Below are 20,587 nucleotides of genomic sequence, written 5' to 3'. Positions count from 1 at the left end.
ATTCTTTAAATATGGTTGACTAATCGTAAGAAGAGGCTGGGACATAACTCGATTATATTGAAAAACAATAAAAATGAATATTAACTTTTCCACTTCAAGCAGTTAAATATGCCTTCCTAAATCAAAAAAATGTTAGACCAATTATATCTTGGTCTAACATTTTTTCTTTTTGTCCCAGCCTCGTTTTTTGTTAGGATTGTTCCACCGCTTCTTTCGTTTCTTCAGGTGCCTGCTTTTTTTCAAGGCCTAAAGCAATCTGCTCTAATTCTGGACGCAATGTGTGCTTCCCAGCATAGCTCTCGATCAGCTCTTTTACATCAAGACCAGAAGTTTCCTTTAATGTTTCTTGAAGTGTAGACATTAAATTGGTTGCATAAGACGTCACCTTATTTGCTCCGCTACCTTCTCCACCACCAGTATCGACCACTGTAATCTTATCGATATTGCCAAGTGGGCTTGCAAGCTCTTTTGCATACTCTGGCATCATGCGCACAACCATATCCAGCACAGCTGCTTGACCATAGTATTCAAAGGCTTCGGCAATCTTACGTTTAGCTTCAGCTTCCGCCAGACCGCGTAAACGAATGATATCAGCCTCCGTTTCCCCTTGTGCTCGCTCTGCATCTGCTTTGGCAAGACCATCCAAACGAATCTTCTCTGCCTCTGCTTTTGCTAATGATTCAATACGATATTTTTCCGCATCAGCCTGTGCAAGCTCACGCATTTTTTCGGCTGCGGCATTTTGCTCCACTGCATAGCGATCTGCATCTGCTTTCTTTTTAACCTCAGAGTCATATTGCTTTTCTCTACGTAAAATCTCTTTTTCTTCTAATTCAATTTGCTTTTGACGCTCGATAATGCGAATTTGCATTTCTTGCTCCGTTACTTCCTGCTTAGCACGAGCAGTTTCAAGCTCATATGCTTGGTCAGCACGCGCTTTAGCAATATCCTGCTCACGTCGGAACTCAGCTACTTTTAATTGATTTTCTTTTTCTGCTTCTGCAATTTCCGTCGCACGCTCTAGTTCTGCCTTTTGTGCTTCCTTAGACGCTTCTGCACGTTTAATACGTGTTTCTTTCTCTGCATCTGCTGTCGCAATATCAGCATCTCGCTTTACCTGTGCGATTCTCGGTTTCCCTAGTGAGTCTAAATAGCCATTTTTATCTCGTACATCCTTGATCGTGAAGGATACAATGACAAGACCCATCTTTGCTAAATCTTGTGAAGCAACACGTTGAACTTCCTGTGAGAATTTATCGCGATTTTTGTAGATTTCTTCAACCGTCATAGACCCTAAAATTGAACGTAAATGACCTTCTAATACTTCACGTGCTTCCCCTTCACGCTCCGCTTTTTGCTTTCCTAAAAACTGCTCTGCTGCTGTCGCAATTTCTGAAATGGAACCGCCAATTTTAATAATGGCTGTACCATCTGCCATAACAGGAACACCTTGCTCTGTATACACCTCAGGCGTTGTCACTTCTAGTTTACTAGAAAGTAAGCTTAACGGCTGTGCTTGTTGGAAAATAGGGAATACAAATGTACCGCCCCCACGAATGATTTTAATGCGATTCCCCGACTCATCCTTATGTACATTTTTAGAGCCGAGATAGCTACCTGTCACAATCAGTGCTTCATCAGGACCCGCCGTACGATACTTTGTCACATATAAGCCGACTAGGGCAATTAATACAAATGCTACAATTCCTAAAACAATTAAGATATCGGTTGACATAGACATATCTCTCCTTTAAACAAATTTTTTCTCGTACGTTCTAACAAAAAGTGTTCCGTCCTTCACATCCACAACAAGTACAGTTTCATCATAGTCAATGGCTTCATTATCATAGCCCGTTGCCCGTTTTGAAATCATGCCACTTGTCGTTTCGATAACAACCTCGCCAAAACCATCTACTGGGATTGGCACAATAACTCTTCCTAATTGCCCGCCTAGCGACTCCTCTGTGTAAGCTAAAGAAACATCAGCGGAACGTAACGGAACGAGAACAAATAAATAAAAGATGGAACTTAAAATAGCGCCGATGATACATGCAGCAATGATGTTCCAAACGCTAGAGAACCAGGCTAGTTTTTCTAAAATAAAACCTGCTGCTGACATCAACGTAATGAAAGATAGAATGACACTCGGATTAAAAATGGGTAGTCCTTCCCCAATACCTTCGACTGCATCACCAAAAAACATAACCAATACTGTGGCAAGGCCAGCGAAAATCAAAACCACCAAAAAGATCTGCTCGAGTGAATAGCCAAATAGCGTCAAGTTGCTCACCCCTTTTCATCATATTACCTACTATACGGATGTACCTCAGGAAAAGTTTCAAAATTTTTCAAACTCTTCTTTAAAGTATTATTTTTTGCTTTCATTAGAACCATGTTACAATAGAAAAGTATTCTGACAACTAAGGAGAAACGGCATGAAGCTTTCGACAATCTTAAATTTTGTAATTCTAGTATTTTTCACGTTATTATTCGTTAATGATTTCTTCCCTGATACAGCTATTGCTGCGATGCTGACTAAAAAAATAATATTGCTTATATTAGTTGTGCTTGTCATCATTCAGCTAGCCTTCGACAAGGGTAGATATAAAAAATTATCAAAAAAGGCTTATATCGGATTAACATTGTATACAGTTGGATTATGGATTGTTTTAACATTACTTGGCGGTCAATCACAAATTGGCCTATCGTTCACAAGTCCTCTATTCTATATTATTGTTGTGCTGCTTGGATTGGATTTAATCCGCCTTTCACGCCAAACTAAGCGGGATCAAACAGAGGAGAAAGCGAAGTAAAGCATAGCTATCCGTCAATCTTACGAAGCTATCCACCACTTTCGCACTGCTAACCGCTACATTCACAGCACTAACCGTCACTTTTGTCCTTCTATCCGACAACAACATAAAAAGCATGTCTCTGATTTTGACAGAGACATGCTTTTCTTATGATTCTAATACATTTAAAATGGCATCCAGTTCATGGACAGCTAGATCTAAGCGTTCTTTCGCTTCGATATTTTGCTGTTTTAAGTGACTAAACTCTAGTAAATTTTTCTCATGCTTTAACTTAATAGAAGATAAACGTTCGATTCGTGCTTCTACTTTTTCTATTGCTTGCTCACAGACTGTTGTCCATAGCTTTTCTGATTGTTGCATTTCCGTAGTAGATGGGTTGTGCTGACGCATAATTCGTGCGTAAACCATTTCTATTTGTTCTATTAGTTCCGAATAAAAATGGCGCTCGACGCGTGTTGTTTGGAATGTTGGATGTTCTACCTCTTTGGCATATGGCGTTATTTGACGAAGTAGCTTGCCAGCATTTTCTCCAAAAGCATGGGATAAATTCAAGACATTCATTAATTGCAATAATAAGCGTATTTCTTCTAGATTAATAAGTTGAGAATCGATGCTTTCCTTTAACTTTAATGACTCCATGTAGCGTCGATCAAAATGTTCAATTTCACCGTTGCGCTGCTCTACTAAATGGACACTTGCATTGTCTTTCAAGCTTTTAATATAGCGAATGGCATGGTTTTTTAGCTCCTCTTTTGACAGCAAGTTATCATTGTCTTGTTGTGGTTTTCCTCGTTGAACATACGCAAATGCATCCATTTTTTTGGGCCATTGTGCTGCTGGGGTTTCATCTGAGACATTATAGCGTATATAAATTCCGTGCATTTCATATCCTCCAAGTCCATTAAACAAGTATCTCTAAAGACAATAAATCGAATACGGCATTTTTTCAAGTAAAAAACTTTTAATAATTGAAAATCCTTCTTTTTAACAATAAAACAAAAATCCCGAATAGTCGATACTATTCAGGATTTTACTAGTTTTCATTTATTCCTACTTATCCTTTAACACCTATCCACCTGCTCCAACTAAGCCATGTATAGTTGCATCTCGCAAATTCATATCAAAGCGATAGATGACAATGGATAAACAATGCTGTTAACTGAGACCTGAGGAATTTGGCGAGCTTTATGTGTAGCTATTTAAGCCTGTTGGCGGATGTCTTGAATGCTCTTCCCTTCTGTAAACGCATGAATCGATGCTATGGAGCCAACTGATTTAAAATTTGCCTTTTCATAGACTTTGGCAACCTGTTCACTAATCGGTAATATCCAAAGATCGTCCAATCCCAGCTTGACTGATTGCTGTTGGATATACTGCAGCATATAGCCAATTAAACCACGACCACGATAGCTTTCAGTGGTTGCTACACTTTCAATCCTTCCTTGATTTCCTGACACAAAAATAGTTGCTGAGCAGCACGCCACCCCATCTAGTCTTAGTAGATAATACGTAAAATGTGACGAATGATAGGTTTGCTCAAATGCCTTTTTTATTAATGAAGGCTCCCCAAATGCAGAAATACTCATTTCTACTGCTAATGCTTCCTCCATATTTGCATCCGTTACACGCTCAATTTGAATGGCAGGGTTAGGTGGAAGTATCGCATATTCACCGTCCCAATATTGAATTTCATTGACAAAATGCTCATATTGAAAGCCATGCATCTCTAATGCCTCTATACATAGCTGATTTTCTTCCAGATTATATAAATAAATCCGCGGAATCAGAGACTTTGATTGGTAGAAATCTTTGATGTCTTGTAAAAATAAATCAGGTTGTTCAATCTTTCTCCAAATCTGTGCATGATTTGCATCATAATAGGATGGGATAGCCTGATTATAAAATAAGATCCCCTCCCTACAAACCTCCACTTCACTGAAACTCTTCACATACTCTATATCAAGCTGCATAATGCGTTCTAAATTAAACATGCTCTGTGCCTCCTTCTAACCATCTTTCATATAAATTTTCTAATTGAAGTTCAAGCTTCTGCCGCTGTTCTTTAGCAAGCGATGGTTGTTGTAGTTTTGTCTCTAATTTTTCAATTTGCTGTTCAATCGGTAATTCTTTTTTAGGTGGCTGCGTTTTATTGGCTGGTTGTTTTTCAATCGTTTTCATTGCAAGTTCCTGTCGTTTTTCTCTAGCCCACTCATAATCTCCCTCAAAAACCTGAATAGCCTGGTTTTCAATCCACGCTGTTTTCGTAAAAATTTTCTGTAAGAAATAGCGGTCATGTGAAACTCCAATAATCGTGCCTTCAAAGGATTCTAGTGTCTCTTCCAATACTTCTCTTGCTTCAATATCTAAATGGTTCGTTGGCTCATCTAAGATTAAGACATTGATATCCTCATGCATTAATTGTGCTAAACGAAGACGCATTTTTTCTCCACCACTTAAGTCCTTCACTTTTTTAAAAACATCATAGCCATAGAACAAAAATCGTGCGAGTATATGGCGAGCTTCCGCCTCAGACACGGCGACACTTTCACGAAAGGCATCGATTAATCGAATAGCAGGATTTGGATGTTCAAATTGCTGGGAAAGGTAGCCAAATTTCACATTGCTTCCAATCTGACACATTCCCTGATTAGGAATGATTTCCCCTAACATCATTTTTAATAATGTAGATTTTCCACTACCATTGCCCCCAACAATTGCTAATCTTTCGCCAAAATAAATAGCTAGATTGCTGTCCTTCAATAAAGGCTTATCAAAGCCATGATCAATGGCTTGCAATAGCACAACCTCTTTACCACTGCGTTCAGCCATCGTTAACGCTAAATTCATTTTCTTTTTAGTGAGGGGCTTCTTTACTCGCTCGATACGTGCTAATGCTTTTTCCATACTCTTAGCACGTCGATGCATCGATGCGTTTGGTGGATTCGCCTCATTTGCCCACTGCTTTAATCGTTTAATTGTTTCTTGCATCTTTTTAATTTTCTTTTGCTGCTCTTCATAATTTGCAAACTGTTGCTCAATTTTTGCTTCTTTTTGTGCTATAAAAGCATCATAATGGCCGTTATACGTAAAAGCCTCCCCATCCTCAATTTCAATAATCTTCTGGGCTACTTGATTCATGAATTGACGATCATGGGATACGACAATGACAATCCCTTCAAAGTTTTGCACATAATGTTCAAGCCACTCAATGGCTTGCATATCCAGATGGTTCGTTGGTTCATCCAATAACAAAATAGAGGGCTTTTTCAATAAAATTTGTCCAAGCATAACCTTTGTTTTTTCCCCACCACTTAAACTACTAAATGGCTGCGCTAGCATATCTGAAATACCCAGTCCATTTGCAATCATTGCCAGCTGCGCATCTACTTCATAGCCCCCTAATAGCATAAATTGCTCCTGCAATTGTCCATATTGCAGTAATATTTTATCCGTGACCGTCGACTGCATCTCTTGCTCAAGTGCCGTCATTTTTGCCTTTATTGCATAAATATCCGCAAATGCTTCCTCCAGCACTTCTTTCACAGCATGTAGTGGATAATGTGGAATCTGATGTAAATAGCCAATCGTCGCTTCTTTACTTTTAATTATTCGTCCCTTGTCAGGTATCTCTACCCCTGCAAGCAGTTGTAATAAAGTCGTTTTACCACTGCCATTTACACCAACAATCGCCACGTGTTCGCCACTATTTACCTCTAGCTGTAAGTTCTCGAATAATATATTTCCACCCATAATTTTTTGGATTTGTTCAGCTTTCATTTGCATCGTTTTTTCCTCCAATGAAACGTGCGAAAACATCTTTAGAACACAAAAAAGACTGCTCATTAACAAGCAGTCCTCTTCTCAATTAAATGTGTGAAAAAGAATGGTTAATTCGCTACGTTTGTTATTTGATTTTGCTTAAAAATGGACAGACCTATCCCGTTGTTCGCAAAATCGAAAGTAATCACACGTGCAAAATACATAGCCGTATCCACTTTTACACATGTTTTCGTAGCGTTTTTATTCATTCCTTCTCACCTCCGTTCATAGTAGTTATGGCTATCATAACATTATTCGGATTATTTGGAAAGGGAAATTTTAACGTTCGTTTATCATTATTCAAAAGTTCTATTTGATCGAAATTCGCACAAAGAAAAACATAAGAGATTGATTCGTAGCCCCCCTCATGTTTTCACTTTTTTCACAAACATTTTTACCACAGGCACCAGGAAAATCGAGACAACTAGTACACGAAAAAGCTGAAAGGCCGTGACAATCGTGACATTTGCATGGACCGAAGCGGCAATAATCCCCATTTGATCAAGACCACCAGGAACAATACTTAAAAAGCTTGTCCTAAAATCAAGGCTGTACAACGCTGCCATCACAAATGTTAAACCATAGGCTGCCCCTATAAAAATGCCCGCTGAAACAAACGCATAAAAGATATGCTTCTTCGATAAATGTAAATCCTCTTTTTTCAATAATAATCCGATATAAATTCCTAGCATGAGTTGAGCAATATGCAGAAGTGATAATGGTAATTTTGGTACTTCTATCCCTGCCATATTAATGCCCATTAGTAAAAACACTGGGCCTAGCATATAGCCTGTTGGAATTTTTAGCTTTTGTGCTAGCCATCCTGCGCCACCACATACCACAAGTATGCCAACAAGGTTCCATGTGTATGTTCCATCAATCATAGAACTATTGCCACCTGCTCCTGCCACCATTAAAGGAACAAAGCCAACGATTAAAAGAACGCGAAGGATTTGAAAGAATGTGATGACCACCATATCCATCTCTTGTTGCTCTTCCGCAAATGCCACAACCTGCGACATGCCCCCAGGAACACAACACGTTAAGGCAGTCGCAAAATCTAAATCTGTACGCTTGGCAACAAGGAAACTTACCGCAAAAAACAACAAAATAAATATGATATTTAACACGACCATGCTTCCTAAAAAAAGCTTGATGTCCTGTACAGCTTCTGGTGTAAAGGCATAGCCGATAGAATAACCTGCTACGACTAAACCAAAATTGCGGAAAGAATGATGCCATTTTAATTGGACATTGGTGGATAGCTGCACGATGAGCACCGCTGTAATCGCTCCTAACAGCCAAGGCATCGGTATATGGAAAAATTGAAAAAATACAGTACCTATTAAACCAATGCATAATGTGATGAACATATGCTTATCAAAAATAAACATGGTAGCAACCCCTTCAACTCGATAAGCCTATTATGACCTTTATAAACCGCTTTTTCTACTGGACCGACTTTTGAGCTGTTTGCTATCGTTGAAAAAGAACCTGTTATCCATCAAATAAAACCTCTTATCGAACAATTTATCCTTGCTAAAATTTTCTATGCTACATTAGTAATACCTGATTCAGCGTTTTTAAGGAGGCCTCCTATGAAAATTCATTTAACCATCAATCATGAGCTCGAGGAAACTGAGGTTCATATTCATGTCAAGGAATATAATGAGCAAATTGAAAGATTGATGAGACAGCTTCAAACATCCCAAACTACGATGCTTGATGGGTATGACCAACAAGAAATTCATCTCTTAAAAATTTCCGATATTTATTCCATTTACGCAGAGGATGCCAAAGTATTTTTACAGACAGATGAGCAAGAGTTTGAGTCCAAGCGAAAATTATATGAGCTTGAGGCTCAGCTAGCCAAAGATTTTGTGCGCGTGAGTAAGTCTACACTCGTCAATATCCATAAAATATCCTCTATTCAAATGGGCAAAATCGGCACTACACAGCTATTACTTGAAAATGACGTAGCCATTCATGTCAGCCGAAAATATTTAAAAGAATTAAAGAGACACTTAGGTATTGGGAGGGATTCATAGCATGAAGTATTTACGTATGATGATTATCGGTCTACTCATTTCCCTTAGCTCTTCTTATGTCTTAGTGACGTTTAGCCTCCTATCAAATAATGCGGTGGCGTCAGGAACAGAATTATTGGAGCAAATTGTTATCGCGGCCATTCTTGGTATTGCCATTGGTTTGCTATCCGTCATTTTTGATATGGAGCAATTGCCTTTTACAGTTCAGATTCTTCTACACTTAGTAGCGGTGACAGCATGTGTATTAACAGCAGGCTATTTTGGTAGTTGGTTTGATTCAGGTGTATGGTATGTACTTATTGCGGAAGCCATTATTTACTTGATTGTTTGGTGTATTCTATATGTTTTTCAATTAAATGATATTGAAAAAATCAATAAAGAAATTCAAAAGAGAAGGGATTAAACACTTATGACGTTTGCGATAAAAGTTGAAAATTTATGTAAACAATATGGAAAACAGCAAGCTGTCAAAGGCATTTCTTTTACAGTCGAACAAGGCACCTTATTCGCTTTTTTAGGTGAAAACGGTGCAGGTAAATCTACAACGATTGAAATACTTTGTACTTTACTAAAAAAATCGAGTGGTCAAGTAACTATTAATGGTTTCACACTCGACGCAAGCAATGATAACGCGGATATCCGTAAATCTATTGGTGTCGTTTTCCAGCAAAGTCTATTAGATGAGCGCTTAACTGTACGTGAAAATATCCTCCATCGAGGGAAAACATATGGTTTATCGAAAACACAGCTTACCGATAACTATCAATTTGTTTCCACCTATTTGCATTTAGAGGATATTGAAAAGAAAAAATATGGAACATTATCAGGTGGACAAAAAAGGCGAGCAGATATTGCTCGGGCACTGATTCATCGTCCAAGTATTTTATTTCTGGATGAACCTACAACGGGTTTAGATCCACAAACACGTCAATTTGTTTGGCAGGCAATTAAGCAGCTTCAACTGGAAACCAATATGACTGTTTTTTTAACGACCCATTATATGGAGGAAGCGGCAGTCGCTCACCAAGTCACTGTCATAAAGAAAGGAAAAATTGTCGCACAGGGAACGCCCGATGCACTAAAAACAAAATATGCCTATGATTCAATGGCTCTCGTTTTTCAAAATGCACAGGAGGGTGTAAAGTTTCTTGAAGAAAATGCAGTCTCCTACACAGAGAATCAAGGGATATACACCATCCGTTTATCTTCTACCTTACAAGCACTTCCCCTTTTAAAAAAAGCTGAGCCACTTATCGCCTCCTTTGAAGTCATTAAAGGATCAATGGACGATGTCTTTCTTCATATTATGGCAGAGGAGGAGGTTGCATAGTGGAAGCATTATTTAGTTTAGTTCTGCGTAATAACAAAATTTTTAGACGGGATAAAACACAGGTGTTCTTCTCCCTACTGTCAGTCATTATTGTCATTGTGCTGTACGCTGTTTTTCTCCAAAAAATGCAGGTAGATGCCATTGAACAACTAACAGAAGCTACACCTGGATTGATCACCATGGTCAATGAATGGCTAGTAGCAGGCTTACTCTCCATGATTGCTGTTTCGACTACACTTGGTGCCTATGGTATCGCTGTTAAAGACCAAGAATCCAAGGTACAAGCCGACTTTTTAACAGCTCCCCTTTCTCGTGCAACCATTCAGTTGAGCTATGTGCTCAATGCATTTATTATCGGCTGTATTTTTTCCTTTATCGCGCTCATCGGCTGTGAAATCTTTATTGTCACAACGGGAGGTAAGCTTCTAAGTTTCGGAGATTTTGTTCAGGTATTGAGCATATTGTTTTTATCTGTCTTGCTTGCAAGTGTTTTTAATTTATTTCTTTCGTTATTTGTGTCGACCCAAAATGCTTTCTCAACACTTGGCACAATTGTTGGTACATTACTTGGATTTTTATGTGGTGTTTATGTACCTCTTGGAGCTCTACCAAGCTTTGCACAACATGTAATCATGTACTTCCCAATTAGCCATACAACACTATTATTACGCAATGCATTTATGGAGAGCTCTATTGCAAATGTTTTTGATGGTGTACCCGTTTCTTATGTGGAAGATTATAAAATGAATTATGGCATTGTTTATGAACTAAATGGACATATACTTAGCTCCACAACAAGTCTAATTGTGATTGCCTGCACAATTGTAGTTCTTTCTCTAGCATCTATGATCTTATTTAAGAGAAAATATAACTAAATATGAGCCAACAATTTTACACATCGTTTAGTTTACGATGTGTTTTTTATTGCATTATAACAAACAATTTGTTATTTTAAATATTAAATAACAAACAAATTTAAAATTCGTTTGTTTTATCAAGGAGGGGTTGCAATGGATGTAAATGAATTATTTTGGCAAGCTCCTATCGATGATCTTAAAAAGGGATATATCGATCAAGCGACACACTTCACCTGCCTACTATGTGGGGAAAAAGTAGAAAAAGGCATTATTTATCCTCAAGAGGGCTTATTATATGAAGCAGAGAAAATGATGCAACACCATATTACATTGGCTCACCATTCTGTTTTTCATTATTTAAACGGTCTCAATAAAAAAATGACAGGCTTAACAGAACATCAAAGTCATATTTTACGCTTATTTTATGAGGGAAAATCAGATCAAGAGATAAAAGAAGAATTAGAGATTGGCAGCGCCACAACGATTCGCCATCACCGTTTTGCTTTAAAAGAAAAGGAACGCCAAGCCAAAACATTGATGGTGATGATGGAGTTACTAAAAGAACAAGATCAGAAGGAGGAACCATTTGTGCCTATTCATAAAACAGCTACTATGGTTGACGATCGCTATAACGTAACCCTCACGGAAGAACAGCAATTATTAGAGAAGCTATTTCCAAACGGTGTTGGCAAGGAACTGGTACGCTTTCCAAAGCGCGAAAAACAGAAAATTGTAGTACTGCGTGCAATTGCAAATCTTTTTGACGAGGAAAAGCATTATACTGAAAAAGAATTAAATGAAGTGATTAAACCGATGTATGAAGACTATGTTCATATACGTCGTTACTTAATTGAATACGGTTTTCTTGACCGGAAAGCAGATGGCAGTGCCTATTGGGTAAAAAAATAAGAAAGTAGGTTAATAATAATGGATCATAAAAAAGAGTTAAAAGAAATGTATAAAGAGATGAAAATTGAAGCTGGCGTCTTTACAATGACCAATACACAAACAGGCAAAGTTTTTGTGGGGAGCTTTAATAATTTAAAGCGTTTAAATGGCTTTCAATTTATGCTAAAAACCAATACACATACGAACAAGGAGCTTCAAGCAGATTACAATTTATATGGTCAAGAAGCTTTTGAGGTGGAAATCGTTGAATATTTAAAGAAAAAAGAAGAAGGCTATTTCGATGAAAAAAAAGAGCTCGAAAAGCTGGAGCAAAAATGGCTTGAGACACTAAAGCCTTATGGTGAGCGTGGTTATAATTAGTCATTAGCGCATTTGCCAAAAAGGTAAATGCGCTATTCATTACTTGTTTGATGCATTGCCAATCAATTGAATTTCCTGCTGTGCTTTCTTCGTTAGTTTATTGAAAACAAGCTCATAGGAATGTTGGATAAGATTCTCTACCAAATCCATCGGGACATCCTCAGCATCCATATAAATGGAATTCCAATGGGTTTTATTCATATAGTAACCAGGTATAATGCTTGCATAGGCTTCTCGTAATTCCTCCGCTCGAGAAGGCTCACATTTCAATGTAAGAACAGGTTTACCTGTTCTATTTCCTCCAAGCATGGCATACATTTTTCCACCGATATGATAGCGATCTGCTTGCCACTCCTCTTGGTAGTCATACGTTGTTCCATGAAGCTGTATACAGTAAGCATGAATTATTTCTTTTTCCATCTTTACGTTCCCCTTCCCCAAATAAAAACACACGTTCGATTATGGTAAGTATAACCTAAAACGTGTGTAGAGAATAGCATTATTTAGTTGTACCACGATCAAACATCCCGATTACTTCCGTCGTCTGTAAAATATTCACAAACGACTTTGGATCAGTTTCCTTAATCGTGCTTTTCACATCAGCTAGTTGGTAACGCGTAATAACAGTAATTAATACTTTCCTACCCTCGCCTGAATACGCTCCCTTTGCATCGATAATCGTTACCCCACGATGTAGCTTTTCTAATAGCTGCTGTTTGACCTCGTCCCCTTTACTCGTAATAATCATCAGCGTTAATTTAATATGGCTCGTATGAATTGTATCCACTACTTTTCCAGTTGCATAAATGGACACAAGGGTTAACAACGCCGCATCCCAGCTAAAGACAAAGCCAGAAGCAGCCACTACGATTCCATTCATAGCGGCAATTAACGTACCGAGCGGAAAATCACGTTTCCGACTAAGTAGCATAGCAATAATATCAAAGCCCCCTGAGGAGCCAGCTGCTCGGAAAATCATGCCCATTGCAAACCCTACAATAACACCGCCAAATAAGGACGCTAGGATCGGCTCTTGTGTCGTTTTGTGTATTGGAATAATATATAAACTCACTGACAACACAGTCACAGAAAGAATGGTGTAGCTAATAAATCGCTTGCCGAGCTTCATCACACCTAAAATCAGTAAAGGCAGGTTAAGCAGTAAATTTAACACGCCTGTATTCAAAGGGGTAATAATCCCAAGCATGATGGCAATACCACTCAACCCACCACTCAAAATTTCATGGGGAATCAATAAATAATTATAGGCAAAGGCCACTAAAATGGAAGAAAGTGTAATTATAATCACATTTCGCATATTGCTATCCCCTATCAATCAACGACCAAATTTTGATACATCTTTGTCATAGACTACCCAATTTACTCTCCTGAAAAACCTATCCTCTTACTTTTTCTTCTGTTCTTCCTTTAAAGGCATATTTTGTTTAAGTTCCCCGGTATCCGCAACTTTATAGATTCGCTCAAGCATCGGTGGATGTGTATAACGGAACCACTTCACTAAAAGTGGTGGGTTCACTTCACTTAAGCCTGAAATCGTTAGCTTTTGAAATGCTGTTACAGCCGCTTCTCGATCATTCATAAGGTTAATCGCATATTGATCGGCTCTCGTTTCCTGATATCTCGATATAAAATTGGATACTGGATTGGAAGCAAATAGTAAAATAGAAGTAATGAGTAAAAATAATGGATAGGAACGAATGCTACTGATTTTATTAATTTTTAAAACCTGTCCATATCGTAAAATCAAGCGACGCATAATTTTCGCTGTTAGCCATAGCCCTATTAACATGAAGAATAAATAGCCTGCAATGCCAAAATAAATATGCTTTTCTACATAATGTCCCATTTCATGTGCCATGATAAATAAAATTTCATTGTCCGTTAGTCTATTTAATGTAGTATCCCATAGCACAATTCTCGAATTGCTCCCAATTCCTGTCACATAAGCATTTAAGGCATTGGTCTTTTCTGCCATGTTGACCTCATAAACATGCTCTGCTGGAATATTCGCCTGTGTAGCAAGTGTAAGTATCTTTGTTTCCAGCTCTTTATTTTTTAGTGGATAAAAATCATTGTATAAAGGATCAATTACAACAGGCTGAATGAACATCACAAAGATTGTAAAAGGGATAGTTAAAAGCCAAGCATAGAGCCACCATCTTTTTTCGCTCTTTTTAATGAACCAATAAATCACTGTAACAATAATCAAGCTAGTGCCAAAATTCACCCAAAAATCAATGACACCATCCTTCATCCAAGATGCAAATGCTTGTGTACTAATGCCATAGCTTTTGCTAAGATGATAGCGATAATAATCAAGCGGGAATAGCACAATATACAGCAATAAAGATAATAAAAATAAGTAACCTGCATTTTGCAACAGCTTCCACTTCGTTTGGGAGGTCGTCACTTTTTCGAAATAACGAGATACGCCCAATAGTAAAATCAAGAAGTAGATCAGCCATTCTAAAGGTGTGGCTACAAAGAATACAAAGTTCCGTATTTTTGAATATTCACCACTTAAAAAAAGCTCCTTGCCAGACATAAACATCACGGGATCTGCCGCCGTTCCTTGTAAGGCACTTGGTATTTTACCACCACCGCTGTGGAATATATACCAGTACATACAAAGCACGTAAACACCGAAAAGTAGTAGTGTAACAATGCCCATTTTTTTCGCTATGTTATTTCCCCCTCATATCACCCAAAGTTCGTCCTATAGTAAGTGTAAGCGAAATTATCAAAGTTAGAACAAACATGGACCTACTTTTTTAATCTCTCTGTTGCCAAAGAAAAATTTCGCCTCATTTCTATATGAGGCGAAATCATTATTGTCCTATTCATTTATCCATAACAAATGCCGTTTTACCTCGTTGATCCGCGCTTAAATAGCCAGTGGATAATAGTTGCTCATACCATTGCTTTTCTATAGTAGCTGCTTGAGCCACATCATCTACCTTCGTAGAAAGTTCAACCATAATGTCTCCTTTGTACTGCCATACCTCTATATCCGCTTCATGTCCTAAAAAGCTTCCTTTATAGGTCATAGTATTAGCAGGCCCATATACGACAACTTGAGACAACGTATTTTTATACCATGCTTCGGAATTCCAATTTACAATTTTCTTTGGCGCATTTTCAAGAATGAGTTTTTTCGCAACATTTGTAGCAACTGAATCATAAGAGACCTCAGCAGAAGTCTTCAAGGATTCCTTCCGGCTAATCGTAAATGTACGATGGTCTCCCTTAATATCTAGCTCAAACTTATAATTTGACTCAGAACCAGTAAAACCATGATTCATTGTTTCTGCTATTGCTTCACTTAAGGGTGTGTTTAAAAAACGCTTTTTGTAGGTTATATCCATTTTATTACTACCCTTATATACACGTAAGCGATGTATATAATCCTTATGGAGAAACGATTGGTCAAGCGTATCATAAAAATAAACTTTTACATCATCCTTTTTAGTTGCTTGAAAAACCTGGAAAATAGTTGATTCCTTAAAAATCTCAGGTTTAATATTGAATTTAATTTCATGGCCTGGCTCAATGGCTGCTTGCGCTTGTGTTGTATTCACACTTATCATACTAATCAACATCAAGCCCAAGACACACAGATAAAATGCCCATTTTTTTAGTTTAGTCACGCTTTAATTCCTCCTTCGGAAATGTTGTTGTTAAATTTGTATGTGTACTATGAAAATAGATCGTTTGTCGTGCACGAAGTCTCTGCGACAGTGCCACTATATCCCAATAGTCTGGATGTGTTTTATAGAAGAATTCCTCAGAGATATGCTTTAAGCTAGCTGGATTGTAAGCATGACGAGAATAGCCTGTATGAACAAAAATTGCCGTAGGATCATCCTTTGCAAGCGCCTCCACTTGAGCCTCATCCTGCTCTGAGACAAAATACAGTACATGATCACTGTCCTGTTTTTGCTTGAGTCGTTCTAAAAGCATCACTTTATTCGGCCAAATATTTTCATGTTCTTCATCATAATACGCCAATAAAGGTTGTAGCTTGGCATCTACCCTAATTGCTCGAGTTGTATGTTCGGAAAGATACGTCATAATATCGACTGTTTTGCCCGAAAAAGAGGAGGGGAATATAAATGAATGATTGGGATGAGCCTTTACATACATAGCCATTTGCTGTAACACCTCAAGATTTCGAATGCATTTTTCCGCATGTCCACTATCAATAAGCGCTACATCATAAACCGTTCCATCCCCCTCTGGCAAGGTCGCCTTTAATAAATACGAATCGACTACATAATCACCAGAGAAAAAAATCATTTCCTCAAAGAAACGAATTTTGTACCACACGCTTCCAATTAAATGCCCACTATATCCCCATTGAAAGGCAAGATATTCATTGACCTCTATCCATTTTCCAATCGTATCTGGATAGAAAGTTCGGATTTGTGGAATAGGCAGTGGAAGCTGCTGAGCAGTTGTATGACTCATTAGTATCGGTCCGGTATAGCCCATGTTCTTTAGTAATGGCAATGCCCCCACATGATCAATATGTGAATGAGAAATAAAGACAGCAGCTAGCTTTTCAATATGATTAGATGTAATATTTGGTGGCGTTTTTTGTGTATTTTTCATAATGCCACAATCCAATAAAATGGCCTGTCTCTGATTTTCAATATAAAAACAATTGCGCCCATATTCGCCTACACCACCTAAAATTTCAACACTAAGCATTTGCCTGCCCTCCTCGTTTTTGCAGCCAACCCAATAGCAACATAAAAATGACAGTCATAAGGACGGTTATAACAGCTACTGCCATTCCAACTCCTACATTACCTTGCTCAAATTGGCTATAGATAAAGGTTGCCCCAGTCTCTACGGATGGTGGCAAAATTAAAAGGCCAGCTACAAGCTCTCGCATTGATATAATAAAAGTCATCATCATTCCTGTTAAAATACCCTGCATCAAAAGTGGTAGGATGATACGACGGTAAACCGCAATGTTACTACGCCCAAAAATAGCAGCTGATTGAAAAATAGAGGCATCTAATTGTGAAAAAGAAGATTTTATATACTGCACCGAATAAGGTAAAAACAGTACACAGTATGTGACTACTACCATTGCCTTTGTGTTATAAATTGTTGCGGGAAGCCAAGGAGCATTCCAAAACATAATTAAACCTACAACAAAGACAATCCCCGGAATAATATTAGGCATTAAACTAAAGAAGTCTAATATTTGCTGCTTTCTAGTTTCTCCTTTTTTAATATAAAGAGCGATGAATAAACCTATTATGGCGGTTATCAAGGCTGTCATGATAGAAAAAACGATGCTATTTAAAAATGCTGTCAATCCTGCACTTCCACTGGTGAAAACCTCTTGATAAGAAGCCAAACTGAAATTCCCTGCCTGTAAACCATCTCCCCGAACCTTTTGCAAAGAGGTCACGATAATAGAGAAATAAGGAATGCCGATCGATAATAATAGGACAAGCCCTACAAAAGTCCACGAAGCTGTTTTTATATACCATTTATCTTTGATCTCACGTCTAGCAGGCGTTTTTCCTGATAGCACACCATATGTATACTTGCGTCCAATGAGATTCTGGAAATACCAAATGACTAAGCAAACAGACAATAAGAATAAGGATAGCGAGGTTGCCATGCGAATATCGACTGGCCATCTTGATAAATAGGAATGAATTTCGGTTGTAAACACTTGAAACCCAATCCGACTGCCGAATGTAGCTGGCGTTCCAAATTCAGCAAGCGTCTTAATAAAAATAAGCAGACTTCCCAAAACATAGCTTGAAAGTAAAAGGGGTAACACAACCTTTAGCCAATTTTGCCAAGAGCTTCGCCCAAAAATCAGCGTTGCATCTAGAAATGAACCATTTATGCGAAGCAATGTATTTTTCAGCATTAAATACAAAAACGGAAACAGGTGTAGACTCATGATCACTACCATGCCAAATAAGGAAAAGAAGGAATCTGTCATCCAAGCAGCACTTGGAATAAGCTGCTGTAAAAAACCATTGTGCTGCATAAACAAAATCCAGCCCATTGAACCAATATAGGGAGGTGTCATAAATGGAATCGTTAACACAATATCAAGCCATTCATATTGATATAAACTTGTTTTCGTGCGAATGAAAGCCATAGGTAATGCGATAATTGTTGTCCCAATTATCACGAAAACCCCTAAAACCATCGAATTTCCAAGCGTTTTCCATAGTCTATCATGTGCAAACAATCGACTAAACTGTGATATATCAACATGTCCCTCTTTTATAAAGGTATAAAATAAAATGGCCATCAACGGAGCGATAGCAAATATGATGACAATTGTCAGTAAAAATCCAAAAGCTCGTCTTCCTTCCATTATCATGACGATTTCAACCCTTCTCTCTGAAAACTAGAAGGAGGTATATCAACCTCCCTTTATTTAACGAAATAAATCCGTAAACTTTGTTAGTACTTCCAGCTGTTTCGCTTCCGCACCCATCCAATCAACTGTTAACTGTGGAATCTCATCTAATGCTGCACGATTTTTCACAGCAATATCTTTATTCCCTGGTAATAAGTAAGCATCTGCTACTAGCTTTTGCCCTTCATCTGACAATAAAAAATCAACATAGGCTTGCGCAGATTCTACATGTTGCGCATCCTTTAAAATACCTACTGCTCTTGGACTAACCACTGTCCCACTCGTCGGATAGATAATTTCCACTGGCTCACCGTCTGCTTTTGCTTTATAAGCCATATAATCTACACCTGCAATCGTGGCATTTTTCTCGCCTGTAATAACCGCATCCAAGGCTTCTTTATTCGCACCATTGACTTGTAAGCCATTTTTCTTCCAACTATCAATCGTGCTCCAAGCTGTTTTTTCTGCTGCTGTGTAACCAAATAAGAAATCAACAGCAGAGCCTGACAGACTTGGATCGGGAATATTAATTTTATTATGCCAATCAGCTTTTGCTAAATCAGACCAATCCGTAGGCGCCTGTGTCGTATTTTTCGTATTATAGGCAATCCCTAAAGCAGAGGCACTGTAGCCATAAAAATATCCATCTTGATCCGACCAATCACTGTTGATTTTGTCCTTGTTTTTAGCCTCTTCGTAGCTTTGCAATTGATCTGTTGCTTTTAACCCATCCATTGAGGCAACAGAGGCAAGTACAACAATGTCAGCTACAGGATTATTTTTTTCCGCTTCTAAACGAGAGAGAATTTTACCCGTAGTTCCTTGAAACATTTCCACTTTAATCCCTGTTTTTTCTTCAAATGCTTGCTGAATATTTGCAGCTAAACCATCTGGCCCAGCAGAATACACTGTCAGTACTTTCTCCTCCTCCTGTGTCTTTGCACTTGCTTCATTCGTCTCTTTTGCCTCTTTATTACCACAGCCAGCTAATGCTAAGGTCAATAAAATGCCAGCAGTTGCCCATAATTTAAAATGTCGTTTCTTCAATGTAAACCCTCCAATTGATAGATTTGTTTTTCATCAATAAAAACTTGCAATCTTTTTCCATGCTCTAATGGCTGCTTCTCATAAAAGCTCCAAGACTGTCCTTCTACCTGTGCTTGTACTAAATAACGATCGCCAACAAATGTACTTTTCACAATCTGCGCTTGTTTAGCAATCGTCCCAGGACGCGATACTCTCGAAACACCTTCAGGTCGCACAATTGATTGTCGATTGTGAAGCCAATTCACTTTGCCAATAAAATCTGCCACATAGGGCGTTGCCGGAGCACGATAAATTTCCTCAGGCGAGCCAATTTGAGCAATTCTTCCTGCCTCCATAACGATAATTTGATCAGACATTGTCATAGCCTCTGTTTGATCATGTGTTACGAAAATGGCTTGGCAATTAAGCTCATGAATGAGGTGCATAATTTCATCTTGCATTTGCTCTCTTAGAACAGCATCAAGAGCAGATAAAGGCTCATCAAATAAAATCAATTGCGGTTTGGTTGCTAAAGCTCTTGCTAATGCCACTCGTTGCTGTTGTCCACCCGATAATTCACCTGGCTTTCGTTGCTCATAGCCTTGCATTTTTACCAATCGCATCACATGCTCGACTCGTTCAGGAATAGCTGATTTTGGAATAATGCCCTTTAAGCCAAAGGCAATATTTTGGAAGATGGTCATATGTGGCCATAGAGCAAAATCTTGAAAAACCATGGCAATATTACGCTTATTTGGTTTGACATTTTTACGAGACGCCGAAGAATAAATGACGGTGTCATCAAATCGAATTTCTCCTTTTGTTGGTTGTTCAAGACCAGCCATCAACTTTAATAAGGTTGTTTTGCCACAGCCTGATTGTCCTAGGATCGTAATAAATTGCTGATCTAACTCCACATCAATCGGCCATAATGCTTGAAACTGCCCATATTTTTTCTCGATATTTTTTAATGAGATTTTCATAAGTATCCTCCTCGTTAC

22 protein-coding genes are annotated in these 20,587 nt (G+C 38.2%); 7 read left to right on the top strand and 15 right to left on the bottom strand.

Annotation, left to right across the window (positions count from 1 at the left end; all coding sequences use genetic code 11):
- Nucleotides 1-190: 190 nt before the first annotated feature.
- Both HCH28_RS08360 and HCH28_RS08355 read right to left on the bottom strand, forming a co-directional pair.
- On the bottom strand, nucleotides 191-1,735 hold the full coding sequence (locus tag HCH28_RS08360) for a flotillin lipid rafts scaffold protein FloT (protein ID WP_004232547.1): 1,545 nt from the start codon (nucleotides 1,733-1,735) through the stop codon (nucleotides 191-193).
- A 15-nt stretch (nucleotides 1,736-1,750) separates the two neighbouring features.
- Nucleotides 1,751-2,281: an NfeD family membrane protein gene (locus HCH28_RS08355; RefSeq protein WP_004232545.1), complete on the bottom strand. Its 531-nt coding sequence runs from the start codon at nucleotides 2,279-2,281 to the stop codon at nucleotides 1,751-1,753.
- 154 nt (nucleotides 2,282-2,435) lie between these two features.
- Here HCH28_RS08355 and HCH28_RS08350 point away from each other — a divergent pair, with 154 nt between their 5' ends.
- The gene (locus tag HCH28_RS08350) at nucleotides 2,436-2,813 is read left to right on the top strand and encodes a hypothetical protein (protein WP_221680585.1); all 378 of its coding nucleotides are present in this window, start codon (nucleotides 2,436-2,438) and stop codon (nucleotides 2,811-2,813) included.
- A 147-nt stretch (nucleotides 2,814-2,960) separates the two neighbouring features.
- On the opposite strand, the gene HCH28_RS08345 is transcribed toward HCH28_RS08350, so the two are convergent.
- The 5 genes from HCH28_RS08345 to HCH28_RS08325 form a co-directional block, all read right to left on the bottom strand.
- The gene (locus HCH28_RS08345; RefSeq protein ID WP_221680584.1) at nucleotides 2,961-3,695 is read right to left on the bottom strand and encodes a hypothetical protein; all 735 of its coding nucleotides are present in this window, start codon (nucleotides 3,693-3,695) and stop codon (nucleotides 2,961-2,963) included.
- Between the two features lie 317 nt (nucleotides 3,696-4,012).
- Nucleotides 4,013-4,804: a GNAT family N-acetyltransferase gene (locus HCH28_RS08340; protein WP_221680583.1), complete on the bottom strand. Its 792-nt coding sequence runs from the start codon at nucleotides 4,802-4,804 to the stop codon at nucleotides 4,013-4,015.
- On the bottom strand, nucleotides 4,797-6,596 hold the full coding sequence (gene abc-f / locus HCH28_RS08335) for a ribosomal protection-like ABC-F family protein (RefSeq protein ID WP_221680582.1): 1,800 nt from the start codon (nucleotides 6,594-6,596) through the stop codon (nucleotides 4,797-4,799). Before abc-f ends, HCH28_RS08340 begins: the two co-directional genes overlap by 8 nt.
- Before the next feature lie 104 nt (nucleotides 6,597-6,700).
- Nucleotides 6,701-6,841, bottom strand: a complete 141-nt coding sequence (locus tag HCH28_RS08330; RefSeq protein WP_004232534.1) for an RAxF-45 family protein — start codon at nucleotides 6,839-6,841, stop codon at nucleotides 6,701-6,703.
- A gap of 156 nt (nucleotides 6,842-6,997) precedes the next feature.
- The gene (locus HCH28_RS08325; protein WP_221680581.1) at nucleotides 6,998-8,026 is read right to left on the bottom strand and encodes an AbrB family transcriptional regulator; all 1,029 of its coding nucleotides are present in this window, start codon (nucleotides 8,024-8,026) and stop codon (nucleotides 6,998-7,000) included.
- A gap of 204 nt (nucleotides 8,027-8,230) precedes the next feature.
- On the opposite strand from HCH28_RS08325, the gene HCH28_RS08320 reads away from it, so the two are divergent.
- From HCH28_RS08320 to HCH28_RS08295, 6 genes are all read left to right on the top strand, one after another.
- The gene (locus HCH28_RS08320; RefSeq protein WP_221680580.1) at nucleotides 8,231-8,680 is read left to right on the top strand and encodes a LytTR family DNA-binding domain-containing protein; all 450 of its coding nucleotides are present in this window, start codon (nucleotides 8,231-8,233) and stop codon (nucleotides 8,678-8,680) included.
- A 1-nt stretch (nucleotide 8,681) separates the two neighbouring features.
- Nucleotides 8,682-9,083, top strand: a complete 402-nt coding sequence (locus HCH28_RS08315) for a DUF3021 domain-containing protein (protein WP_221680579.1) — start codon at nucleotides 8,682-8,684, stop codon at nucleotides 9,081-9,083.
- A gap of 6 nt (nucleotides 9,084-9,089) precedes the next feature.
- On the top strand, nucleotides 9,090-10,010 hold the full coding sequence (locus tag HCH28_RS08310) for an ABC transporter ATP-binding protein (RefSeq protein ID WP_221680578.1): 921 nt from the start codon (nucleotides 9,090-9,092) through the stop codon (nucleotides 10,008-10,010).
- Nucleotides 10,010-10,885: an ABC transporter permease gene (locus tag HCH28_RS08305; protein WP_221680577.1), complete on the top strand. Its 876-nt coding sequence runs from the start codon at nucleotides 10,010-10,012 to the stop codon at nucleotides 10,883-10,885. Before HCH28_RS08310 ends, HCH28_RS08305 begins: the two co-directional genes overlap by 1 nt.
- Nucleotides 10,886-11,020: 135 nt before the next feature.
- Nucleotides 11,021-11,776: a DUF2087 domain-containing protein gene (locus HCH28_RS08300; protein WP_221680576.1), complete on the top strand. Its 756-nt coding sequence runs from the start codon at nucleotides 11,021-11,023 to the stop codon at nucleotides 11,774-11,776.
- 18 nt (nucleotides 11,777-11,794) lie between these two features.
- Entirely contained in the window at nucleotides 11,795-12,136 is a 342-nt protein-coding gene (locus HCH28_RS08295) for a GIY-YIG nuclease family protein (RefSeq protein ID WP_221680575.1), read from the top strand.
- 39 nt (nucleotides 12,137-12,175) lie between these two features.
- On the opposite strand, the gene HCH28_RS08290 is transcribed toward HCH28_RS08295, so the two are convergent.
- The 8 genes from HCH28_RS08290 to HCH28_RS08255 form a co-directional block, all read right to left on the bottom strand.
- Nucleotides 12,176-12,556, bottom strand: a complete 381-nt coding sequence (locus HCH28_RS08290) for an MmcQ/YjbR family DNA-binding protein (protein ID WP_221680574.1) — start codon at nucleotides 12,554-12,556, stop codon at nucleotides 12,176-12,178.
- A gap of 79 nt (nucleotides 12,557-12,635) precedes the next feature.
- Entirely contained in the window at nucleotides 12,636-13,454 is an 819-nt protein-coding gene (locus tag HCH28_RS08285; protein WP_221680573.1) for a YitT family protein, read from the bottom strand.
- 87 nt (nucleotides 13,455-13,541) lie between these two features.
- Entirely contained in the window at nucleotides 13,542-14,840 is a 1,299-nt protein-coding gene (locus HCH28_RS08280) for a M48 family metallopeptidase (RefSeq protein ID WP_370635373.1), read from the bottom strand.
- Nucleotides 14,841-14,997: 157 nt separating this feature from the next.
- On the bottom strand, nucleotides 14,998-15,804 hold the full coding sequence (locus HCH28_RS08275) for a hypothetical protein (protein ID WP_221680571.1): 807 nt from the start codon (nucleotides 15,802-15,804) through the stop codon (nucleotides 14,998-15,000).
- Entirely contained in the window at nucleotides 15,797-16,867 is a 1,071-nt protein-coding gene (locus tag HCH28_RS08270; RefSeq protein WP_221680570.1) for an MBL fold metallo-hydrolase, read from the bottom strand. The genes HCH28_RS08275 and HCH28_RS08270 overlap by 8 nt, the downstream gene beginning before the upstream one ends.
- The gene (locus tag HCH28_RS08265) at nucleotides 16,860-18,521 is read right to left on the bottom strand and encodes an ABC transporter permease (RefSeq protein ID WP_221680569.1); all 1,662 of its coding nucleotides are present in this window, start codon (nucleotides 18,519-18,521) and stop codon (nucleotides 16,860-16,862) included. Before HCH28_RS08265 ends, HCH28_RS08270 begins: the two co-directional genes overlap by 8 nt.
- Nucleotides 18,522-18,578: 57 nt before the next feature.
- Nucleotides 18,579-19,607 (bottom strand): ABC transporter substrate-binding protein, encoded by a 1,029-nt coding sequence (locus HCH28_RS08260; RefSeq protein ID WP_221680568.1) that lies wholly within the window; start codon nucleotides 19,605-19,607, stop codon nucleotides 18,579-18,581.
- On the bottom strand, nucleotides 19,604-20,569 hold the full coding sequence (locus tag HCH28_RS08255) for an ABC transporter ATP-binding protein (protein WP_221680567.1): 966 nt from the start codon (nucleotides 20,567-20,569) through the stop codon (nucleotides 19,604-19,606). Before HCH28_RS08255 ends, HCH28_RS08260 begins: the two co-directional genes overlap by 4 nt.
- Nucleotides 20,570-20,587 lie beyond the last annotated feature (18 nt).

Source organism: Lysinibacillus sp. K60, assembly GCF_019731275.1.
Taxonomy (GTDB): domain Bacteria; phylum Bacillota; class Bacilli; order Bacillales_A; family Planococcaceae; genus Lysinibacillus; species Lysinibacillus capsici.
Note: the sequence above shows the minus strand (reverse complement) of the source record. Positions and strands in the feature narration are given on the sequence as shown.